Genomic DNA, 18740 nt, shown 5'->3' with positions numbered 1-18740 from the left:
CCGGGTCATGCCGACCGGGCGTCCGATGCCGCGGACCGCGGCGAGCGGCATAGTCGTGCCGAGGACAGCGCGGAACACGCAGGGAGGGGAGGGGCGATGACCGGACCTGACGGACCGAGCCCGGGCGCCGCCCACCCCAGTGCCCTCAAGGGGTGTGCCAACAAATGTCCGCCGGTTCCGGTGCAGCCATGACAGGCCACCGAACCACATACGGACGAAAGGCACACCCATGTCCACAGCTCAGTCCCCGGCCCGCGGCCGACGGCCGGGATGGAGCCTCGCGCTGCTCGCGCTCGGGCACCTGATCATCAGCCTCGACTTCACCATCATCTATGTTGCCCTGCCCGACATCGCGACCGATGTCGGCTTCACGCCGCACACCCTGCAGTGGGTGGTCACCGCGTACGTCGTCCTCTATGGAGGCTTCCTGCTGTTCGGCGGCCGGCTGTCCGACCTGGTGGGACGCCGGCGGATGTTCGTGCTCGGCATGGCGCTGTACGGCGTGGCCTCCGTGCTGGGCGGCCTGGCCACGGCGCCGGCGGTGCTGCTCACCGCGCGTGCCTTGCAGGGCCTCGCCGGCGCGGTGCTGTTCCCCGCGGTGCTCGCCCTGGTCAACACCGCCTTCGCCGAGGGCAGGGAGCGCAACCGTGCGCTGACGGTCTGGGCCATGGCCGGCGCCGGCGGGCTCACGGCGGGCGCGCTGGCCGGCGGGGTGCTCACCCAGGCCCTGGGCTGGCAGGCCGTGTTCTACGTCAACGTCCCGCTGGCCGCCGCGGGTGCCGCCGCCGCCTTCGCCCTGTTGCCCCCCGACGGCCGCGTCAGCAGAGGAAGCGTCGACGTGCTCGGAACCCTGACCGGTACCGCGGGCGTCACCCTGTTGATCTTCGCGGTCGCGCACGGCTCCGAGGTCGGCTGGGCACGGGCCGAGGTGATCGCCGCGACCGTTCTCGCGGTGGTTCTGCTGGCCACGTTCCTACGCGTCCAGGCCCGGGGCCGGACGCCGCTGATGCCGCTGCGGCTGTTCCGCAACCGCGCGCTCAGCGGAGCGGTCGTGGTCATCCTCGTCTTCGGGCTGACGATGCAGGCCGTGCCGTACTTCCTGACCCTGTACTTCCAGGACGTCCTCGGCTTCAGCGCCCTGGAGACCGGGCTGGCGTTCCTTGGCCCGACCCTGTCGATCACGGCGGGAAACCTCCTCAGCGAGCGACTGGTCCACCGCTTCGGCACCCGGAGCACACTGATCACCGGCATCGTCGTCAACGCCGTGGGCGCCGCGTTCCTGGCCCCCGGCATGCACACGGACGGATCCTTCCTCACCGTCCTGGCCGGGATCGTCGTCATCGGCCTGGGCATGGGCATCACCTACGAGGCCATGTGGATCGCCGCGGGCACCGGCGTCTCGGCGGGCGAACAGGGTCTGGCCTCCGGGGTGGCCTCCACCGCGCTGCAGGTGGGAACCGCCGCGGGTCTGGCGGTTCTGGTGGCCGTCGCCAACCACGACATCGAAGGGCTGTCCGGACAGGCCCTGCGCGCCGCCTCCGCCGAGGGAATGCGCGCCGCCGTCTACGTCCTGGGCGCCGTCATGCTGACGGCCGTCCTGGCCGCCCTCAGGCTTCCCGGCCCGCGTGCCCGGGTCGCCGCCGCCTCCCAGCCCGTCCCCGACCCGGACGCCGCCGACCTGCGTCCCGCCGGCTGACAGCGTCCGCGGCTCCGGTCGCGGCGAATCTCCCGGCCGATGGCCGAGGGCGCGCGGCCCGGCCCGCGCGCGATCTCCCGCACCCGGTCGGCGATGTGGATCCGCTCGTCCTCCCGCAGACGGCGGGAGATGTCAGAAGGGGGCTCCGCCGGTCGTCCGACCGGCGGAGCCCCCTTCTGCCTCGCCCTGTTCGGCACTGAGCCGTTCCGCCGTCGCTTCCCGGCCCGGTGGTCGATCCCGGCGATCCGACACGCTCCGATGCGGCCGGAGTGCCGGTCAGCTCGCCTGGTCGTTGATGAGCAGGCAGTCGACCGCGGCGACTCCCTCTCCCTCGGGCAGCACCAGCAGCGGGTTCACCTCGGCGGCGGCCAGACCGGGCAGCGAGGCCGCCATCTCGGAGAAGCTCACCGCCGCCTGGACCAGCGCGGCACGGTCGTAGGCCGGGCCGCCCCGGTAGCCCGCGAGCAGCCTGCCGAGCACGCTCGCGTCGAGGAGTTCCTCGACGTCCCGCGCGGTGACGGGCACCGGGCGGGACGCCGCCTGGCCCATGAGCTCGGCGAGGATCCCGCCGGGGGCGATGGAGAGCACGAGCCCGACCTGCGGGTCGTCGACGACCCCCATCAGGCACTCCAGCTTCTGGCCGCCCACCATCCGCTGCACGAGGATCCCGGTGATCCGTGCCCCGGGCAGGTGGCTCTCGACAGAGGCGAGCATCGCCTCGGCGGCGGCCTTGGCCTCTTCGGGGGTGGTGACGCCGAGGACGACGCCTCCCGCCTCCGTCTTGTGCGCGATGTCGGGGGACTCGACCTTGAGCACCACGGGTGTGCCGACGCGCTCGACCAGGGCCGCGACCTCGTCGACGCCCGCCGCGACGCCGAAGGGCGCGACCGGGACGCCGGCGGACACCAGCGCCTCCATCGCGTCGGCGCCGGAGGCGACGGCGTGCGGCGAGGGCCAGCCGCCGAGCCTCTCGACCTCGGGCCGCGCGGCGAGGGTGAACCTCGGCCAGTCGAGCCACGAGGTGAGCGCGTGCACGCCGGGGCGCAGCCCCATCACGACCGGCACACCGGCCGCCGACAGCGTGGCGTGGATGACCGGGTCGAGCGGCCCCGCGGTCATGGTCAGCAGCACCACCGGGGTCTCGACGTCGCGGGCGACCTCGGCCAGGATCTCCGCCTGCCTGCGGTAGAGCGCCTCCTGGCCGGGGCCGGAGAGACCGACGTTCATCGCGAACACGACCGCGCCGATCTGCGGCTGGTCGGCGACCAGCCGCAGGGAACGGAGCAGGAGCGTCGGGTCCTCGACGGCGGAGCCGGTGACGTCGAGCGGGTTGTTGACCGCGGCGAAGCCGGGCAGCAGTTCGGTCAGCAGGTCGACGGCGGCGGGTTCGAACGCGGGCAGTGAGAGGCCGGAGGCCTCCGCGGCGTCGGCCATCAAACCGCTCGCGCCTCCGGAGATCGACAGCACGCCGACGCCGGTGGCCGCCGAACTTCCGCGACGCAGGTGCGAGAAGAGCAGCACCGTCTCGCGGAACTCGTCGAGGTCGGAGACGCGGATGGCCCCGACCGAGGCGAGCAGGCCGTCGAGCGCCGCGGCGCCGCCGGAGATGGCGCCGGTGTGGGCCATGGCGGCCTGGCGGCCGAGGTCGGACCGGCCGCTGGAGACGACGACGACCGCCTTACCCCTCTCGCGGGCCAGGCGGCAGGCCGCGGCGAACTTCGGAGCGTCCCGGAGCCCTTCGAGGAAGACGCCGATCACCTCGGTCGACTCGTCCTCGGCGTACCAGGCCACGTAGTCCGAGACCGTCGCCGACACCTCGTTGCCGGTGGTGATGAGCGCGGAGGCGGCGAGCCCCCGGCCCATCGCGGAGTCGGTGACGGCGTGCGAGAGCGCGCCGGACTGCAGGATCAGTGCGACGTTGCCCAGGGGCAGCGGATCGACGATCCGCCCGGAGTACGCCGCCGCGCCGCTCGCCAGGTCCGCGGTTCCGTAGCAGTTGGGGCCGCAGGCCACCATGTCGTACTTGTCAAGCAGGCGGCGCAGTTCCGCGGCGCGCTCGGAGCCGACACTTCCCTCGCCGAAACCGCTGCCGATCAGCACCGCCGCGCGGATGCCGCGCTCGCCGGCGTCCCTGACGGCCGCCAGCGCGGAGTCGGCGCCCACCGCGACGACGATGAGGTCGACGCCGTCGGGAAGCTCGCGCACGGAGGGTACGCACGGAACGCCGAGCACGTCGGCGTACTTCGGGTTGACGACGTGCAGGGCGCCCTCGAAACCGAACCTGCGCAGGTTCTCGAGGACCCGGGTGCCCCGGTTGAGTCGTGGTGAGGCGCCCACCACCGCGATGGAACGCGGGCGCAGGAGCGGTTGAAGGTTGCGGAAGCCCGAATCAGGCACGGTTTGTCACCATCCGGTCACGGAGACGGACGTTGGCTTGCGAGAGAACATCCCTGGAGGGCGGATCGGGAGATTCGAGTGATTCTCACCACAAGCCGACGACTCTGCCCCTGGTATCAGTAACATAAGGGGACGAATTTGATCCAGTGGTTTACCTACTGAACCACTTGCTTAGTGTAGCAAGGGCCAAACCGCCTCAGGAGACGCCATGACAGTCAACGATGGCCAAGGCGACATCGTTCTTGATATCCGGAACCTGCGTACCCGGATCGAAACCTTGAGAGGCGTCGTCCATCCCGTCAACGACGTCTCCTTGCAGTGCTTCCGTGGTCGCACTCTCGCGGTGGTCGGCGAGTCTGGATCCGGAAAAAGCATGACATTTCTATCCGTACTTGGGCTACTGCCCCCCGGCGGGTCGATCGAGTCCGGGACGGTGAGCTACCTCGGCCAGGAGTACACCCTTGAGGGTAAGAGCCGGTTGAGCCAGTTGCGCGGCAAGTCGATCGGGATGATCTTCCAGGACGCCCTGGCCGGTCTCAATCCCTCCTTCACCATCGGGCAGCAGATCGGCGACGTGGTGCGCCACCACGAGAAGACCTCCCGGGCCGAGGCCAGGCGGCGGGCGATCGAGACCCTCGGGCTGGTCGGCATCCCGAACCCCCGCGAGCGCGTCGACTACTATCCGCACCAGCTCTCCGGGGGAATGCGCCAGCGAGTGATGATCGCGATGGGGGTCGCGCTCCGGCCCCAGGTGCTCGTCGCCGACGAGCCGACCACGGCGCTCGACGTCACGGTCCAGGCCCAGATCATGGAGTTGCTGGACGGGCTCCGCCGGGAGCTCGGCATGTCGCTCGTGATCATCACACACGACCTCGGCGTCGTCGCGCGCTACGCCGAGGAGGTCGCGGTGATGTACGGGGGCCGCGTCGTCGAGCACGGCAGTGTCCGTCAGGTGCTCAAGAACACGGTCCATCCGTACACCGAGGCGCTGCTCCGGTCCAGCCCCCGGCCCGACGCCCACGTCGCGGAGCTCGACCCGATCCCCGGCCAGCCCCCGAACCTGCTGGCCGTCCCCACCGGCTGCAGCTTCCATCCGCGCTGTCACCGCCGCGACGACCGCGAGCTCTGCGCCACCGACATCCCGCGCCTGCGCGCGCTGACCCCGACCAGCCAGTTGACCGCCTGCCATCGCGCCGAGGAGATGGCACTGCAGGATGTGAGTGTGTGATGGCCGCTGAGATCGCGGAGCCCGCGGACAGCCCGGGTCCCTTCGTCGCCGGACCCGACGCCGTTCTCCGGGTGGAGAGGCTCTCCAAGCACTTCGGGAAGAAGAAGCGGTTCGGCGGCTCGTCCAACATGGTCAGGGCGGTGGACGAGGTCTCCTTCGACCTCGCCCGCGGCGAGACGCTCGGCCTCGTCGGCGAGTCCGGGTGTGGCAAGACGACGCTGAGCCGGATGATCCTGCGGCTGATCGAGCCCACCGGCGGCCGGGTGCTCCTGGACGGCGAGGACGTCACCAAGCTGGCGGGGCGCAGACTCCGCGAGTTCCACCAGCGGGTCCAGGTGGTCTTCCAGGATCCGTACGCGTCGTTGGACCCGCGCCAGCGGGTGGCGGCCAGCGTCGCCGAACCGCTCACCAACTCCGGCATGTCCAAGCAGGAGAAGCTCGACACGGTGCACGGGATGCTGGAGCGGATGGGTCTCCAGCGTGCCCAGGCCAAGCTGTTCCCGCACCAGTTCTCCGGCGGTCAGCGCCAGCGCATCGGCATCGCCCGCGCGCTCTCGGTCACCCCCCAGGTGCTGCTCCTCGACGAACCGGTGTCGGCGCTGGACGTCTCGATCCAGGCGCAGGTCCTCAAACTCCTGCAGGACCTGCGTCAGGAGTACGGCCTCAGCTACATCCTCATCTCGCACGACCTCTCCGTCGTACGGCACGTGAGCGACCGGGTCATGGTGATGTACCTGGGGCGGATCGTGGAGATCGCCGCCAAGGACGACATCTACACCTCGCCGCACCACCCGTACACCGCCTCACTGCTGTCGGCGGCGCCGGTGCCCGACCCCGATGTGGAGCGTTCCCGCGAGCGCATCCAGCTGCCCGGTGACCCGCCGAACCCGGCGAACCCTCCCTCGGGATGCACCTTCCACCAGCGCTGCTTCCACGCCGAACTGCTCGCCCAGAAGCTCCCCGCCGGCGAGGTCCACGAGCTGGACGGCGGGCGCAAGGTCCCTCGCGCCTGCGTCCGGCAGGCGCCGGCCCTGACCCTCAAGGCCGACGACGAGCACTGGTCGGCCTGCCACTTCCCGCTGGAGCGGGAGCAGGCCGCGACGATCATCGCCTGAGTCTCCGTTCCCGAACACGTCCGCGCTTCCGATCGGTGAGCCTCTCCCGGTCGGGGTGTCGGCGTGCCCCGGGGCCGCCGCCGGCGGCCCTCCCCGGATACAAGAAGTTAACCGCCGCCCCGTTGACAGTGCCGCTGTCGACCCGTTGAATGAACCGCAGATTCACTCAGTGAACCGCCACCACCATGGGAAGTCATGAACGCACAACAGCCAGCACGCAGCAGGGTCGTCATCATCGGTGGCGGCATCGTCGGGACAAGTGTCGCCTTTCACCTGGCCAAACTGGGTCTGACCGATGTCGTCCTGCTTGAGCAGGGCAGCCTGTCGTGTGGCACCACGTGGCACGCCGCCGGACTGGTGGGCCAGCTGCGCGCGACGAACGAGATGACCAAGCTGATCAAGTACTCCACCGAGCTCTACGCGACGCTGGAGGAGGAGACCGGGCTCGGCACCGGCTGGAAGCAGTCGGGCAGCCTCTCGGTCGCCCGCTCGCCCGAACGGATGACCTCGCTGAAGCGGACCGCGGCGACCGCGCAGGCGTTCGGCGTCGAGGCGCACGTGATCAGCCCCGCCGAGGCCGGCGAGAAGTGGCCCATGATGCGGACCGACGACCTGGTCGGCGCGGTCTGGCTGCCCGGGGACGGCAAGGCCAACCCCACCGACATGACGCAGGCCCTCGCCCGCGGCGCCCGCAACCGGGGCGCGAAGGTGCTGGAGAACACCAAGGTCATCGGGATCGACGTGGTCGACGGCCGGGTCACCGGGGTGCGCACCGAGGCCGGCACGATCGAGTGCGAGATCCTCGTCAACTGCGCCGGCCAGTGGGCGGCGCAGGTCGGGGCGATGGCCGGGACGACCGTCCCGCTGCACTCGGTCGAGCACTTCTACGTGGTCACCGAATGGATGGAGGGCATCACCAGCGATCTGCCGGTGATGCGCGACCAGGACGGCTACATCTACTTCAAGGAAGAGGTCGGCGGCCTGGTGATGGGCGGGTTCGAACCCGACGCCAAGCCGTGGGTCGGCCCGCACGACATCCCCGACCCGTTCGTCTTCCAGTTGCTCGACGAGGACTGGGAACAGTTCGCCGTCCTGATGGAGAACGCGATCATCCGCGTCCCCGCGCTGGAGACCACCGGGATCAAGAAGTTCTACAACGGGCCGGAGAGCTTCACCCCCGACAACAACTTCATCATGGGGCAGACCCCCGAGATCCCCAACATGTACGTGCTGGCCGGGTTCAACTCCACCGGAATCGCCTCGGCGGGCGGCGCGGGCCTGGCCCTGGCCGAGTGGATCATCGAAGGCGAGTGCACCCGCGACCTCTGGCCGGTCGACGTACGGCGCTTCGCGAAGTTCAACGGCAACGAGACCTGGCTGCGGGAGCGGACCAAGGAGACGCTGGGCCTGCACTACGCGATCCCCTGGCCCAACCGCGAACTGGAGACCGGCCGGCCGCTGCGCCGTTCCCCCGTCCACCACCTGCTGGAGGCCGCGGGCGCGGTCATGGGCAGCAGGATGGGCTGGGAGCGGCCGAACTGGTTCGCCCCCGAGGGGGTGTCCAAGGAGGTGGAGTACTCCTTCGGTCACCAGAACTGGCGCCCGCAGGTCAACGCGGAGGTCGAGGGGACCCGCAACGGGGTGGCCCTGCTCGACCAGACGGCGTTCTCGAAGTTCCTCATCAAGGGGCCCGACGCCGAGGAGACGCTCCAGTACCTGTGCACCGCCAACATGGCGGTCAAGCCGGGCACCACCGTCTACACCGGCATCCTCAACGACCGCGGCGGCTACGAGTCCGACGTGACGATCACCAGGCTCGCCCGTGACGAGTACCTACTGGTGACCGGCTCGGCGCAGACCACCCGTGACCACCACTTCATCACCGTGAACCTGCCCGCGGGCTGCCGGACCCAGGTCGTCGACGTGACCTCGTCGTACGCGGTGCTCGGAATCATGGGACCGAAGTCTCGCGAACTGCTCAACCGGCTCACCAAGGCGGACCTGTCGAGCGAGCGGTTCCCCTTCTACACCAGCCAGGAGATCGAGCTGGGGCCGGTGCCCTGCCGTGCCACCCGGGTCAGCTACGTCGGTGAGCTGGGCTGGGAGCTCTACATCCCCACCGAGTACACGGTGACCGCCTACGAACACCTCACCGACGCCGGTGCGGACCTGGGCCTCCTGCCGATCGGCCACTACGCGATCGACGCGATGCGCATCGAGAAGGGCTACCGGGCCTGGGGCCGTGAGCTCACGCCCGACCGGACGCCGGTCGAGGCCGGCATGTCGTTCGCGTGCAAGCTCAACACCGACATCGCGTTCCGCGGACGTGAGGCCGTCGAGAAGCAGAAGCAGCACGGCGTCACCAGCCGCATGGTGTCGGTGACCGTCGACGACGCCGGAACGGCGCTGTGGGGAGGCGAGCTCATCCTCCGCAACGGCGAGCCGGCCGGGTTCGTCAGCTCGGCGGCCTTCGGGCCGACGCTGGGCAAGGGTGTCGGGCTGGCGTACATCGAGCGCGAGCACGACCTCGTCGACGCCGAGTACATCAACGCGGGGACCTACCAGCTGGACGTGGCCGGGGACATCCTCGAGGCGAGCGTGAGCCTGCGCGCCCCGTTCGACCCGACCGGTTCGAGGCTGAAGGCATGAGCCAGGAAGAGACGCACATGGAAAGCGGCAAGAAGTCCATCGTCATCACGCTGTCGTGCACCGACCGGCCCGGCATCGTGCACGCCGTCATCGACTTCTTCTTCCGGCGCGACTGCGACATCGCGGAGAGCCAGCAGTTCGGCGACCCGGACTCGGGACTGTTCTTCATGCGGGTCCACCTGCGGACCGGTCCGGCCACGCCGTCGGTCGCGGAGCTGGAGAACGAGTTCGGCCCGGTGGCCGAACGGTTCCAGATGCACTACAGAATCCACGACCTCGGCGTCAAGCCGCGGCTGCTGCTCATGGTCTCCAAGTTCGACCACTGCCTCAACGACCTGCTGTACCGCTGGCGGTCCGGGCAGTTGCCGGTCGAGATTCCGGCCATCGTGTCGAACCACCCCGACCTCGCGCCGCTCGCCGAATGGCACGGGATCCCGTTCCACCACGTGCCGGTCACCAAGGAGACCAAGCCCGCCGCCGAGCAGCGGCTGCTCGAACTGGTCGAGGAGAACCAGGTCGACCTGGTGGTGCTGGCCCGGTACATGCAGATCCTCTCCGAGGACCTGTGCAAGGAACTGGACGGGAGGGCGATCAACATCCACCACTCGTTCCTGCCGAGTTTCAAGGGGGCCAACCCCTACGGCCAGGCGCACGAGCGCGGTGTCAAGCTGGTCGGCGCGACCGCGCACTACGTGACCTCGGACCTCGACGAGGGCCCGATCATCGAGCAGGACGTCGCCCGGGTCGACCACTCGGCGTCGGTGGAGGACCTGGTCGCGCTGGGCAGGGAGACCGAGTGCCGCACCCTGGCCAGGGCCGTCCAGTGGCATGTGCAGCAGCGGGTGCTGCTCAACGGTCACCGTACGGTCGTCTTCACCTGACCGTCGCCGGAGTGCGCCGGGGCCCGGTCGGCGAAACCCAGGTCGGGGTCCCAGCGTAGGGAGACGTGGCCGCCGGGAGTGCGGACGCTCAGCCGTCCGCCGGACCGGGTGACCTCGGGGTCGGCGGTGCCGGGCACGATCAGGGTGAGTACCGACTCGGCGGGCGGGGACAGGACCGTCGTCGCCTCGGCCTGCCTGAGGTGGCCGAGGGCGATCGTCTCGGTCCGCACGGTCTGCCCGCCGAGCGGCCGGCCCGAGGGCGTCGCGAGTTGGAGCAGCGTCACCCACCACTCCCCGTCGGCCAGGACCACCTGGCCGTCACGGTTGGCGACCACCGTGAGCGAGGGGGCGAAGTGCCACAGGTTGCGCAGCGCCGACCCCGCCGGGACCGAGTCCAGCACGGCCATCAGGTCGGCGCCGTGGCCGACCAGGACCGACCGCGTACGGCCGACGCCGTACGCGGTGTCGGTGAACCGGTAGCACTGCCGCGCCTGGGTGACGGACGAGCCCACCAGGCGCGTCGCCGTCCCCTCGCGGAGGTCCGCGCCCACCACGACGGGCACGTTGTGCGCCTCGGGGGAGATCGTCCACCTCCGGTAGGCGGTCCGCTGGTAGGAGTGGAAACCCGCCTCCACCAGGATGTCCCGGCCGTGGGCGTGGTAGGTGACGCCCAGATGGTCCTCATGGCCGTGCAGCCGGCGGCCGGCACCGAACCTGATCGAATAAAAGGCCGACCTCGGGTCGTCCCATGCCGTCCTGCCGAAGACGTAACCGTCGTCGAACACCCGCACGGTGTCCTCCCCGTGCCGGAAACCGCTCGGGCGCGTGTCGGCCGGGCTGTCGCCGATCGGCACCAGGCGGCCGTCGGGCTGGGTGGCGTGGCTGACGTAGGTCTCCAGCGAGTCGCGCCGCGCGACGAGCCCCGCGGGGACCTCGGCCCCGGACGCCCTGATCGCCTCGATCGCGACGCCCAGCCGCCGGTGGACGTATATCCCGTACCGCGGAGCCTGCTCGTGCAGCACGCCCTGCGCGTCGATGGCGAGTTCCGCCGAGTCGGTCATCCGCCGGACGGCCAGGTCCTTCCACCGCTCCTGGCCGAGACGGCAGCCGACCGTCAGCAGCGCGATGTCCTGGTCCAGGCCGTGGTTGTGACCCCGCCGGTAGAGCGCGGGATCGGACAGGATCTCGGCGTGCTCGACCAGGCTCTCCGACAGCCAGTCGTCGCGCACGTGCGCGCTGAGGCAGACCAGGACCGGGGCGCGTAGCGCGACCGGGTGCTCGGCCCAGGCCCAGGGACTGATGCCGGTCGCGCCGCGGGGATTGGCGCGCGCCCAGTCCTCGGCGATCCGGGTGGCGCGGTCGAGGTACTCCGCCTCGCCGGAGCGCTCGTACTCGGCGATCAGCCCGCCCACCCACCGCAGCGCGTGCAGGTTCAGCGTCCAGGAGCGGTTCCGGTGCGGGTCGGTCCGCCAGTCGATGTCGGTGCCCAGGTCGACGGGGGGCAGGCCGACGAGCCTGACCAGGCCCGCCATGACCTCGGACACCTTGATCGCGGGAAACAGGTCGGCGGGGCAGATGACCGGTCCTTCGCTCGTCGCGAGCGAGGGCGCCTCGGGACGATTCCTGATCAGGTCGAGCGCCTTACGGGCATGCCAAAACAAGCGATTGCTCCAAACAGTGTCTCGGGCGGCCCACCCGCGCACCCGCGAAGGGGCGGCGAGGGCGAACGGGCCGTCAGCGTGCGGGGGCAGGTCCCCCGGGTGGGCTAGGGAAGTTCGGGAACGGCGGGCCGGTCATCGGTCCAGCCCGCCTCCAGGACCAGCTCGACCTCATCGCCCCTGACCCCCGGCCGGCCGGTGACCGTGGAGGAGAGCACCCGGGAGCTGTCCGGATCGATGATCAGTGTCCGCCGCACGGCCGCGCCGTTCCGCGCCCCGGGAGGCTGAACGGTGAAGGAGAACCCGGCCCCCACCCGGCCCCGCTCGTCCGTGGCGCTGCCCAGATACCGGATGTTCGGCAGCTCGGCCAGCGCACGGTAGGCGGCCGCGCGCACGTCCGGCGGCGACGGCTTGCTCCACAGCAGGCCGCTGAGCGCGTCCGCGACGACACCGTCGACGGTGCCGGCCGGAACGTCGCTCACCGCCTCGGTGACCCACTCCTTCAGCGCGGCGGGGGCGACCGGGAGCCTCTGGAGCTGCTCGAAGGTCATCTCATGACCGGCCATGCTGAAGGGCACCTTGCCGGTGATGGCCCGCAGCTCGCCCTTCTCCGGCGAGGTGGAGAGCACCTCTCCCTGGCTCGACCACTCGGTGGGGGAGCCGTCGCGACGCCAGGCCTCCTCGTCGGCCGCGCTTCCCGGGCGCGCCCCCAGCGCCCGGGAGGCGGACCAGACCCGGCCGTCCCTGGCGACCCACTGTTCGGTGAGCCGTGACTCCACCACCCAGTAACGGTTCGCCCCCCTGCCCAGCCGCTCCGGGTACGTCCGCCGGTGCAGTTTCCTGACGCGCCAGTAGGCGTTCGCCGCCGCGGGGTCCGACTCGGCGGTGGTCGCCGCCGCGAGCAGGACCGACCGCCCGGAGATCGTCGCGACCCGGTTCGGCGCCCCCGCCTCCCCGGTCATGCCGGGAACCGCGACCGCCACGGTCACCGCCGCTGTCACGGCGGCGGCCGCGAGGCCGGCCACGGCCGCGGTCCATGACAGCCGCCACCGTCGCCTCCTGGGCTCGTCGGTCAGCAACCCGCGTACCCTGGCCTTGAGGAGCGGATCGAGCCGCGGCTCGCCGTACAGCTCGCGGACCGTCTTCAGCTCATCCACGATCGGCCTCCTCGGACTCCAGCATCGGGTTGGTCTCGCCCAGCGTGGCGCGCAGCTTCCTCCTGGCCCGGTTCAGCCGTGACCCGACAGTCCCGTACGGGATGCCCAGGGCGGTGGCGACCTCCTCGTGGCTCAGCCCGGCCAGGGCGACGAGGAGCAGGACGTCGCGATCTCGCTGGTGTAGTCCGGCCAGGGCCGCCGCGAGACTCGGCCGCAGGCTTTCCGCGCTGACCCGCACGGCGACGTGCTCCTCGTGCCCCGGGGTGTCCGGGTCGGGGCCGTGGCGCCCGAGCGCGCGCAACGTTCGCACCTCGACGCGGCGGTGCCTGCCGATGAGATTGGTGGCGATGCCGTACAGCCAGGCCCGCACGCCGGCCCGCGACGGGTCGTACTGCGCCCGCTTGCGGAACGCGGTGAGGAACGTCTCCGCGACGATGTCCTCCGCGGCGTCGGCGCCGAGCCGCTGGGCGACGTAGCGATGGATCTCGCCGAAGTAGGTGTCGAAGATCGCGCTGAACCGCTCGGACTCGGCGAGGGAGAGCCGGACGACGTGGGCGTCCTCCGCCGGATGGGCGGCCCAGGACATCGCGGTCACGATGGTCTTCCCGTCATGTGCAATCCTTCGAACGCGAACGGCGGTCCCTCTCTATCGCCCGATCCGCCGATTCGCTTTCACGGTCGCGAAGCCCACCTAGCGCGCCGCCGGAACGCGGTGCCGGTGAACGTCCCCGGCCGGTCCGCTCCCGGCGCCCGCCGTGGGCCTCCTTTCCGGACTTCTCTCCGGTGTCCACGTGTCGCGCCCGGCGCGGTGAACCCCGCGGGCCGGACGCCGGATCCGCGTCGCGGTGCGCGGGGCAGGAGGTCCGCCGGACAGTGGAGCGACGATAGGCCATGAGGAGGACGACGCGCGCCGCGTCGTCGCCTAGCGTTCCCGGCCTCGCCCCGCCGGTCCAGACGCGGGCCGGAACGCAAGGGAAGATCTCATGCCGTCGCTCTCCAATCCACTCGGCTTCCGCAGATGGGCCGCGGGGGTGTGCCTCATCGTCGCGCCGCTCCTCTACATCGCGGGCGCCGTCGTCGACCCGGCCCTGCGGCAGGGCGGTGACACCACCGGCGTGTACGGCAGGTATCCGGAGCAGGTCTCGGTCAGCGCCTCGCTGCTGCACTGGAGCTGGGTGCTGATGATCCCGGGAATCATCGGGATGATCCACCTCATCCGGCACCGGGGAGTCGTCTTCGGCCATCTCGCCGGTGGTCTCGCGCTGCTCGGCGTGGTGAACTTCTCCGGGCTGATGCTCGGGGACTTCTTCTACTCCCGGCTCGAACGCGCCCTGCCGCCCGCCCAGGGCGAGATGCTCGCCGAGCAGGCGTTCGCCGACCCCGGTGCCACCTTCGGGTTCCAGATCCCGGGCTTCCTCGGGCTGCTCGGCCTGTTCCTGCTCGGACTGGCCCTGGCCTACGCCGGCCACGGGCCGTGGTGGGCGCCCTTCGCGATCATCGCGGGCGTCTTCGGAACCCTGGTCTTCCCGATCGGCACGGCCGTGGGCGGCCTGCTCTACCTGGCCGGTTCCGGGGTGATCGGGCTGCGGATGCTGCGGATGACCGACGCGGAGTGGGCCGGGCGGGAAGCGGATCAGCCGGTCGCCGCCGGGGTGCCCAGCGGGAACCGGGCGACCACCCGGTAACCGCCGCCGGGGACGGGACCGGCGGACAGCTCGCCGCCGTGCAACGCGGCCCGCTCGCGCATCCCGATCAGACCGTGCCCGCCAGGGCGCCGCCCGTCCGAGCGGCGCCCGCCTCCTGTGCCGTCGTCGGTGATCTCCACATCCAGCCCGGTCGGGCCGTGCGCGATGACGACGTCGGCACTGGCGGCGGGGGAGTGCTTCAGCACGTTGGTCAGAGCCTCCTGGATCACCCGGTAGACGGAGAGCGCGAGTCCCGGCGGCAGGGCACGCGGCTCGCCGGTGATCCGGAGGCGGACGTCCAACCCGGCCTCCCTGACCTGCGCGACCAGCTCGTCCAGCCGCTCCAGGCCCGGCTGGGAGGCGCCGGGGTCCGGATCGCCGGTCCTGCGGAGCACCCCCAGCATGAGCTGGAGCTCCTCGACCGCCTCGCGGCCGGCCTTCTCGACCCCGAGCAGCATGTCGCGCTCCCGCCTGTGCTCCTCGCCGAGCCGCATCCGCACCCCGCCGGTGTGCAGGGTCATCACGCTCACGTTGTGCGAGACGATGTCGTGGAGCTCCCTGGCGATCCGGGCCCGTTCCTCCGCCACCGCCTGCCGGGCCCGCTCCTCGCGCTCCACCTCAAGGCGGATGGCGCGTTCCGCCAGCCGCAACGTCCGGTCGATCTGGCGACGCAGCAGGATGCCGCTCCCGTACGCCACCCCCATGAAGACGGCGCTGATCATGAATTCGGCGAGGTCGTTGCGCTGGAACGTCTGCAGGCCGGCGTACGCCACCAGTACGCACGCCAGCCCCGCGAGCCCGCGGCGGCTCCGCAGCTCCGCGGCGCTGGCCACGGTGTGGACCAGGATGAGCGTCGAGTAGAAGTGCCAGGCGGCGTAGTAGCCGTCGCCCGCCACCGCCCGTACGGCCAGGCCGATCGAGATCAGTGCGAGGAGCAGGGCGGTGGGGAACCTGCGCCGGAGCAGCAGCAGCGTCCCGGCGACGACCGCCCCCACCGCCAGCGGCACCGGATCGCTGATCTGGCCGGGCTGGGAGCCCTGGCGGCCGAAGGACTCGACGAGGCCGGTGATCACCACGGCGAGGGAGAGAAGGAGATCCAGCCAGGTCGGCCGCCAGTCGCCGAGCGCTCTCCTCAGCACGACCGGTCCCGCTGTCCGGGCCGCACGACCCCGGCCTCGTAGGCGAACACGACGGCCTGGATCCGGTCGCGCAGGCCGAGCTTGTGCAGCACCCGGGCGACGTGGGTCCTGATGGTCGCGTCGCCCACCTGGAGCCTCCTGGCGATTTCGGGGTTGGACAGCCCCCGGGCGAGCAGACGCAACACCTCCAGCTCACGCGAGGTGAGCGTGGCCAGCTCGGGCGGTGCGACCGGCCTGTGGTGCGCGGTGAACGAGGCGATCACCCGCATGGCGGCCGCCGGGTCGATGAGCGCGTCGCCGGCCGCCGCCACCCGTACCGCCTCGATGAGCTGCTCGGGGGGCGAGGTCTTGAGCAGGAAGCCGTTCACTCCGGCGCGGAGTGAGGCGTGCAGGTTCTCGTCGGTGTCGAAGGTGGTCAGCATGACGATCCTGGGCGGATGCGGGTCCGAGAGCAGTCGCCGGGCGGCGCCCAGGCCGTCCAGCCGGGGCATCGCGATGTCCATCAGCAGCACGTCCGGTCGCAGTCGCCGGGTCACCGAGAGGGCTTCCAGCCCGTCGACGGCCTCCCCGACGACCTCGATGTCCGCGGCGCTCTCCGCGACGAATCGCAGCCCGGTGCGGATCATGGCCTGGTCGTCCGCGATGACCAGCCTGATCCTCGCGAGACCGTCCGTCCTACCAGGCATGCGTAGCAGGTTACCGAGATCGACCGCCTGCGGACCACCCCGGCCGGGGCGCCGTGGCCGACCGGGCATCCGCCGGGTGGCGGAGCGGGGGTCCGTCACACGGCGGACGGCCGGGTTCGACCTGATACCGGAGCCGAGACCGCGGCGGGCCGACGGCGCGCGGCGGCCACTCGCGGACCGCGCCGAAAGCCGGGTGGAACGGCACCGGCCCTGGTTTTCGGGACACCCGGTCGCCGCCCTGAGATTCATCTCAGATTCGATTGTTGTTCATTTAGGTGTTATGCCACGGTCCTTCTTATGATCAACCGCTATGAAGACTGACGCTGGGAACAATCTCCGCAACCGGCTGCTGGGCTCGACCGTGTCGCTGGGCCTGGGTGCCGGAGTCGTTGCCTGGCTCTCGCCGGAGGGAACGGGCGGGGCCGGTCCGGCGAAGGTCGTGGAAGGCGCCTCGGCCTCCGGGTACCGATCGGTGACCGAGGCGGTGGCGAACGCGCCCTGGTGGGCGAGCACGGCGATGGAGATCGCCACCGACGGCACCCTCGTGCTCCTCGGGCTGATCCTCGTCGGAGTGTGGTGGACCGCCCTGCGCCGGGGGGACGTACGTGGTGTCGCCGGAACCGTCATGATCGGCGTGGGCACCGTCGCCGCCTATGCGATCAGCGAGACGGTGAAGCTGATGGTGACCGAGGAACGCCCCTGCCGGGTGGTGCCGGGAGCCGCGGCGGCGATCGCGGAGTGCCCGGAGGTGGGGGACTGGTCGTTTCCCAGCAACCACGCCACCCTGGCCGCCGGGCTCGCGGTCGGGCTGGCCCTGCTCCGTCCCCGCCTCGCCGCGCTGACCCTGCCGCTGGCCGCGGTGGCGGCGCTGCTCCGGGTGATGGTGGGAGTCCACTACCCGCACGACGTGCTCGCCGGTGTGATTCTCGCCGCAGGCGTGGTGGTGGCGGTGCTGCTCGCGCTCACGCCGCCAGCGGTGCGGCTGGTGTCGCCGCTGGTCGAGCGCCTGGGCCGGAACGACTCCGACCCCGAGGGCCGGTACGGTCGCCGTCCGGTCGCCGCCGCGGGCCGGCACCGGGCCGGCCCCTCCCTCCAGCACGGGCGGCCGATGGGGGACCTGCCCGCCGAGCCGCATCACTTCGATCCTTTCCGGGCCGACCTGTCGCAGGCGTCGGACAACGGCCGGCACAGCGGACGCTTTTGATCCGAGGCCGAAGGAGCCGTTGCGCGACGTTGAACATCCGTTTCCGGGGGGCGCGAAAGGCCGGCACTACGCTGGGAACGGTGGTCGCGCGGGGATTCGCCGACCCCTCCCGCGCGCTCCCGCGCGGCGGGCGGACTCGAACCGAGTTCCGCGGGCGACCACACGGACCGACGGGGAAGGCTCCGATGGACGAGGCCGGGCTGCAGCGGCTCGTGGACCAGGTCGTGCTCGACATGGGGGCCGCGTTCGGAGCGGCGACGGTCGTGCTCGGAGACCGGCTGGGCCTGTGGAAGGCGATGGTGGGTGCGGGCCCGCTCAGCCCCGGTGACCTGGCCTGGCGCACCGGCACCAACGAGCGGCTCGTCGCCGAATGGCTCGCGGCCCAGGCATGTGCCGGATACGTCCGCTACCGGGACGGCACCTACACGCTGACCGACGAGCAGGCGAGGGTGTTCGCCGACGAGACCAGCCCGGTGTTCATGACCGGGCTCGCCGAACTGATCTCCTCCGTCTACCGCGACGAGGCCGGGATCGCGGCGGCCTACCGAGGTGCCGGGGAGCTGGCCTGGCCCGACCACGACCGGGCGCTGTTCAACGGCACCGAGCGGTTCTTCCGCCCCGGATACGCCGCCCACCTGCGAGACAGCTGGATTCCCGCACTCTCGGACGCCGAGGGGAAACTGACCGCCGGGACCCTGGTGGCGGATGTCGGCTGCGGGCACGGCGCCTCGACCATCGTGCTGGCGGAGGCGTACCCGAACTCGCGCTTCACCGGCTTCGACGCGCACCTGCCCTCGATCGTGCGGGCCCGCGAGCTGGCACTGCAGGCCGGGGTCACGGACCGGGTGAGCTTCGAGACGGCCTACGCCGACGACTACCCGGGGGCCGGCTACGGCCTGGTCTGCCTGTTCGACTGCCTGCACGACATGGGCGATCCCGTTGCCGCGCTGCGACACGTGCACTCCACCCTGACGCCCGACGGCACCGTGTTGCTGGTCGAGCCGTTCGCGCACGGGCGACTGCCGGACGACCTCAACCCGGTGGGCCGGCTCTTCTTCAACGCCTCGGCCACCATCTGCGTACCCAACGCGCTCGCCCAGGGCGGCACCGAGGCCCTGGGCGCGCAGGCCGGGCGGGAACGGCTCTTCGAGGTGGCCCGGCAGGCGGGTTTCACCCGGACCCGCCAGGCGACCGCCACCCCGTTCAACCTGGTACTGGAGCTGAAACCGTAGCGGGGTGCGTCAT

General features: G+C 71.3%; 14 protein-coding genes. 8 read left to right on the top strand and 6 right to left on the bottom strand.

Annotated features, from left to right (window positions below):
• Positions 1–229: 229 nt before the first annotated feature.
• Positions 230–1696, top strand: a complete 1467-nt coding sequence (locus tag ACFQVD_RS19325) for an MFS transporter (RefSeq protein WP_343964371.1) — start codon at positions 230–232, stop codon at positions 1694–1696.
• Positions 1697–1972: 276 nt separating this feature from the next.
• Here the strand turns inward: ACFQVD_RS19325 and ACFQVD_RS19320 are convergent, their stop codons facing one another.
• A complete protein-coding gene (locus tag ACFQVD_RS19320; protein WP_343964373.1) occupies positions 1973–4093 on the bottom strand; it encodes an acetate--CoA ligase family protein in 2121 nt (706 codons plus the stop codon).
• A 208-nt stretch (positions 4094–4301) separates the two neighbouring features.
• Between ACFQVD_RS19320 and ACFQVD_RS19315 the strand changes: the two genes are divergently transcribed.
• The 4 genes from ACFQVD_RS19315 (at position 4302) to purU (ending at position 9966) form a co-directional block, all read left to right on the top strand.
• The gene (locus ACFQVD_RS19315; RefSeq protein ID WP_343964375.1) at positions 4302–5321 is read left to right on the top strand and encodes an ABC transporter ATP-binding protein; all 1020 of its coding nucleotides are present in this window, start codon (positions 4302–4304) and stop codon (positions 5319–5321) included.
• Positions 5321–6436 (top strand): ABC transporter ATP-binding protein, encoded by a 1116-nt coding sequence (locus tag ACFQVD_RS19310; RefSeq protein WP_343964377.1) that lies wholly within the window; start codon positions 5321–5323, stop codon positions 6434–6436. Before ACFQVD_RS19315 ends, ACFQVD_RS19310 begins: the two co-directional genes overlap by 1 nt.
• A 195-nt stretch (positions 6437–6631) precedes the next feature.
• Positions 6632–9085 (top strand): GcvT family protein, encoded by a 2454-nt coding sequence (locus ACFQVD_RS19305; RefSeq protein ID WP_343964379.1) that lies wholly within the window; start codon positions 6632–6634, stop codon positions 9083–9085.
• A complete protein-coding gene (gene purU / locus ACFQVD_RS19300; RefSeq protein WP_343964381.1) occupies positions 9082–9966 on the top strand; it encodes a formyltetrahydrofolate deformylase in 885 nt (294 codons plus the stop codon). The genes ACFQVD_RS19305 and purU overlap by 4 nt, the downstream gene beginning before the upstream one ends.
• On the opposite strand, the gene ACFQVD_RS19295 is transcribed toward purU, so the two are convergent.
• The 3 genes from ACFQVD_RS19295 to ACFQVD_RS19285 all read right to left on the bottom strand — a co-directional run bounded on the left by ACFQVD_RS19295 (position 9942) and on the right by ACFQVD_RS19285 (position 13367).
• Entirely contained in the window at positions 9942–11627 is a 1686-nt protein-coding gene (locus ACFQVD_RS19295; RefSeq protein WP_343964383.1) for a heparinase II/III family protein, read from the bottom strand. The two genes, purU and ACFQVD_RS19295, sit on opposite strands and share 25 nt — an antisense overlap.
• Positions 11628–11731: 104 nt before the next feature.
• Complete coding sequence (locus ACFQVD_RS19290) at positions 11732–12781, bottom strand: CU044_5270 family protein (protein WP_343964385.1); 1050 nt, start codon at positions 12779–12781, stop codon at positions 11732–11734.
• Positions 12774–13367 carry an RNA polymerase sigma factor gene (locus tag ACFQVD_RS19285; RefSeq protein WP_343964670.1) on the bottom strand — a complete coding sequence of 198 codons (594 nt, stop codon included), beginning with the start codon at positions 13365–13367 and terminating at the stop codon, positions 12774–12776. The genes ACFQVD_RS19290 and ACFQVD_RS19285 overlap by 8 nt, the downstream gene beginning before the upstream one ends.
• A 397-nt stretch (positions 13368–13764) precedes the next feature.
• Between ACFQVD_RS19285 and ACFQVD_RS19280 the strand changes: the two genes are divergently transcribed.
• Positions 13765–14466, top strand: coding sequence for a hypothetical protein (locus ACFQVD_RS19280; protein WP_343964387.1), 702 nt, complete (start codon positions 13765–13767; stop codon positions 14464–14466).
• Here the strand turns inward: ACFQVD_RS19280 and ACFQVD_RS19275 are convergent.
• Together ACFQVD_RS19275 and ACFQVD_RS19270 are read right to left on the bottom strand one after the other, a co-directional pair.
• On the bottom strand, positions 14415–15605 hold the full coding sequence (locus ACFQVD_RS19275; protein ID WP_343964389.1) for a sensor histidine kinase: 1191 nt from the start codon (positions 15603–15605) through the stop codon (positions 14415–14417). The genes ACFQVD_RS19280 and ACFQVD_RS19275 overlap by 52 nt on opposite strands.
• Positions 15599–16291: a response regulator transcription factor gene (locus ACFQVD_RS19270; protein ID WP_343964391.1), complete on the bottom strand. Its 693-nt coding sequence runs from the start codon at positions 16289–16291 to the stop codon at positions 15599–15601. Before ACFQVD_RS19270 ends, ACFQVD_RS19275 begins: the two co-directional genes overlap by 7 nt.
• Positions 16292–16601: 310 nt before the next feature.
• On the opposite strand from ACFQVD_RS19270, the gene ACFQVD_RS19265 reads away from it, so the two are divergent.
• Together ACFQVD_RS19265 and ACFQVD_RS19260 are read left to right on the top strand one after the other, a co-directional pair.
• Positions 16602–17495, top strand: coding sequence for a phosphatase PAP2 family protein (locus ACFQVD_RS19265; RefSeq protein ID WP_343964393.1), 894 nt, complete (start codon positions 16602–16604; stop codon positions 17493–17495).
• A gap of 185 nt (positions 17496–17680) precedes the next feature.
• The gene (locus ACFQVD_RS19260) at positions 17681–18727 is read left to right on the top strand and encodes a class I SAM-dependent methyltransferase (RefSeq protein ID WP_343964395.1); all 1047 of its coding nucleotides are present in this window, start codon (positions 17681–17683) and stop codon (positions 18725–18727) included.
• Positions 18728–18740: the final 13 nt, after the last annotated feature.

Source organism: Streptosporangium amethystogenes subsp. fukuiense (assembly GCF_042665875.1).
In the GTDB taxonomy this organism is placed as follows: domain Bacteria; phylum Actinomycetota; class Actinomycetes; order Streptosporangiales; family Streptosporangiaceae; genus Streptosporangium; species Streptosporangium fukuiense.
The sequence above is the reverse complement of the archived record's forward strand: the minus strand, read 5'-3'. Positions and strand labels throughout refer to the sequence as shown.

Bases quoted from the DNA above. Each gene is read 5' to 3' on its own strand.
- ACFQVD_RS19325 (WP_343964371.1), top strand. From the start codon at position 230: ATGTCCACAGCTCAGTCCCCGGCCCGCGGCCGACGGCCGGGATGGAGC.
- ACFQVD_RS19315 (WP_343964375.1), top strand. From the start codon at position 4,302: ATGACAGTCAACGATGGCCAAGGCGACATCGTTCTTGATATCCGGAAC.
- ACFQVD_RS19310 (WP_343964377.1), top strand. From the start codon at position 5,321: ATGGCCGCTGAGATCGCGGAGCCCGCGGACAGCCCGGGTCCCTTCGTC.
- ACFQVD_RS19305 (WP_343964379.1), top strand. From the start codon at position 6,632: ATGAACGCACAACAGCCAGCACGCAGCAGGGTCGTCATCATCGGTGGC.
- purU (WP_343964381.1), top strand. From the start codon at position 9,082: ATGAGCCAGGAAGAGACGCACATGGAAAGCGGCAAGAAGTCCATCGTC.
- ACFQVD_RS19285 (WP_343964670.1), bottom strand. From the start codon at position 13,367: ATGTCCTGGGCCGCCCATCCGGCGGAGGACGCCCACGTCGTCCGGCTC.
- ACFQVD_RS19280 (WP_343964387.1), top strand. From the start codon at position 13,765: ATGCCGTCGCTCTCCAATCCACTCGGCTTCCGCAGATGGGCCGCGGGG.
- ACFQVD_RS19270 (WP_343964391.1), bottom strand. From the start codon at position 16,291: ATGCCTGGTAGGACGGACGGTCTCGCGAGGATCAGGCTGGTCATCGCG.
- ACFQVD_RS19265 (WP_343964393.1), top strand. From the start codon at position 16,602: ATGAAGACTGACGCTGGGAACAATCTCCGCAACCGGCTGCTGGGCTCG.
- ACFQVD_RS19260 (WP_343964395.1), top strand. From the start codon at position 17,681: ATGGACGAGGCCGGGCTGCAGCGGCTCGTGGACCAGGTCGTGCTCGAC.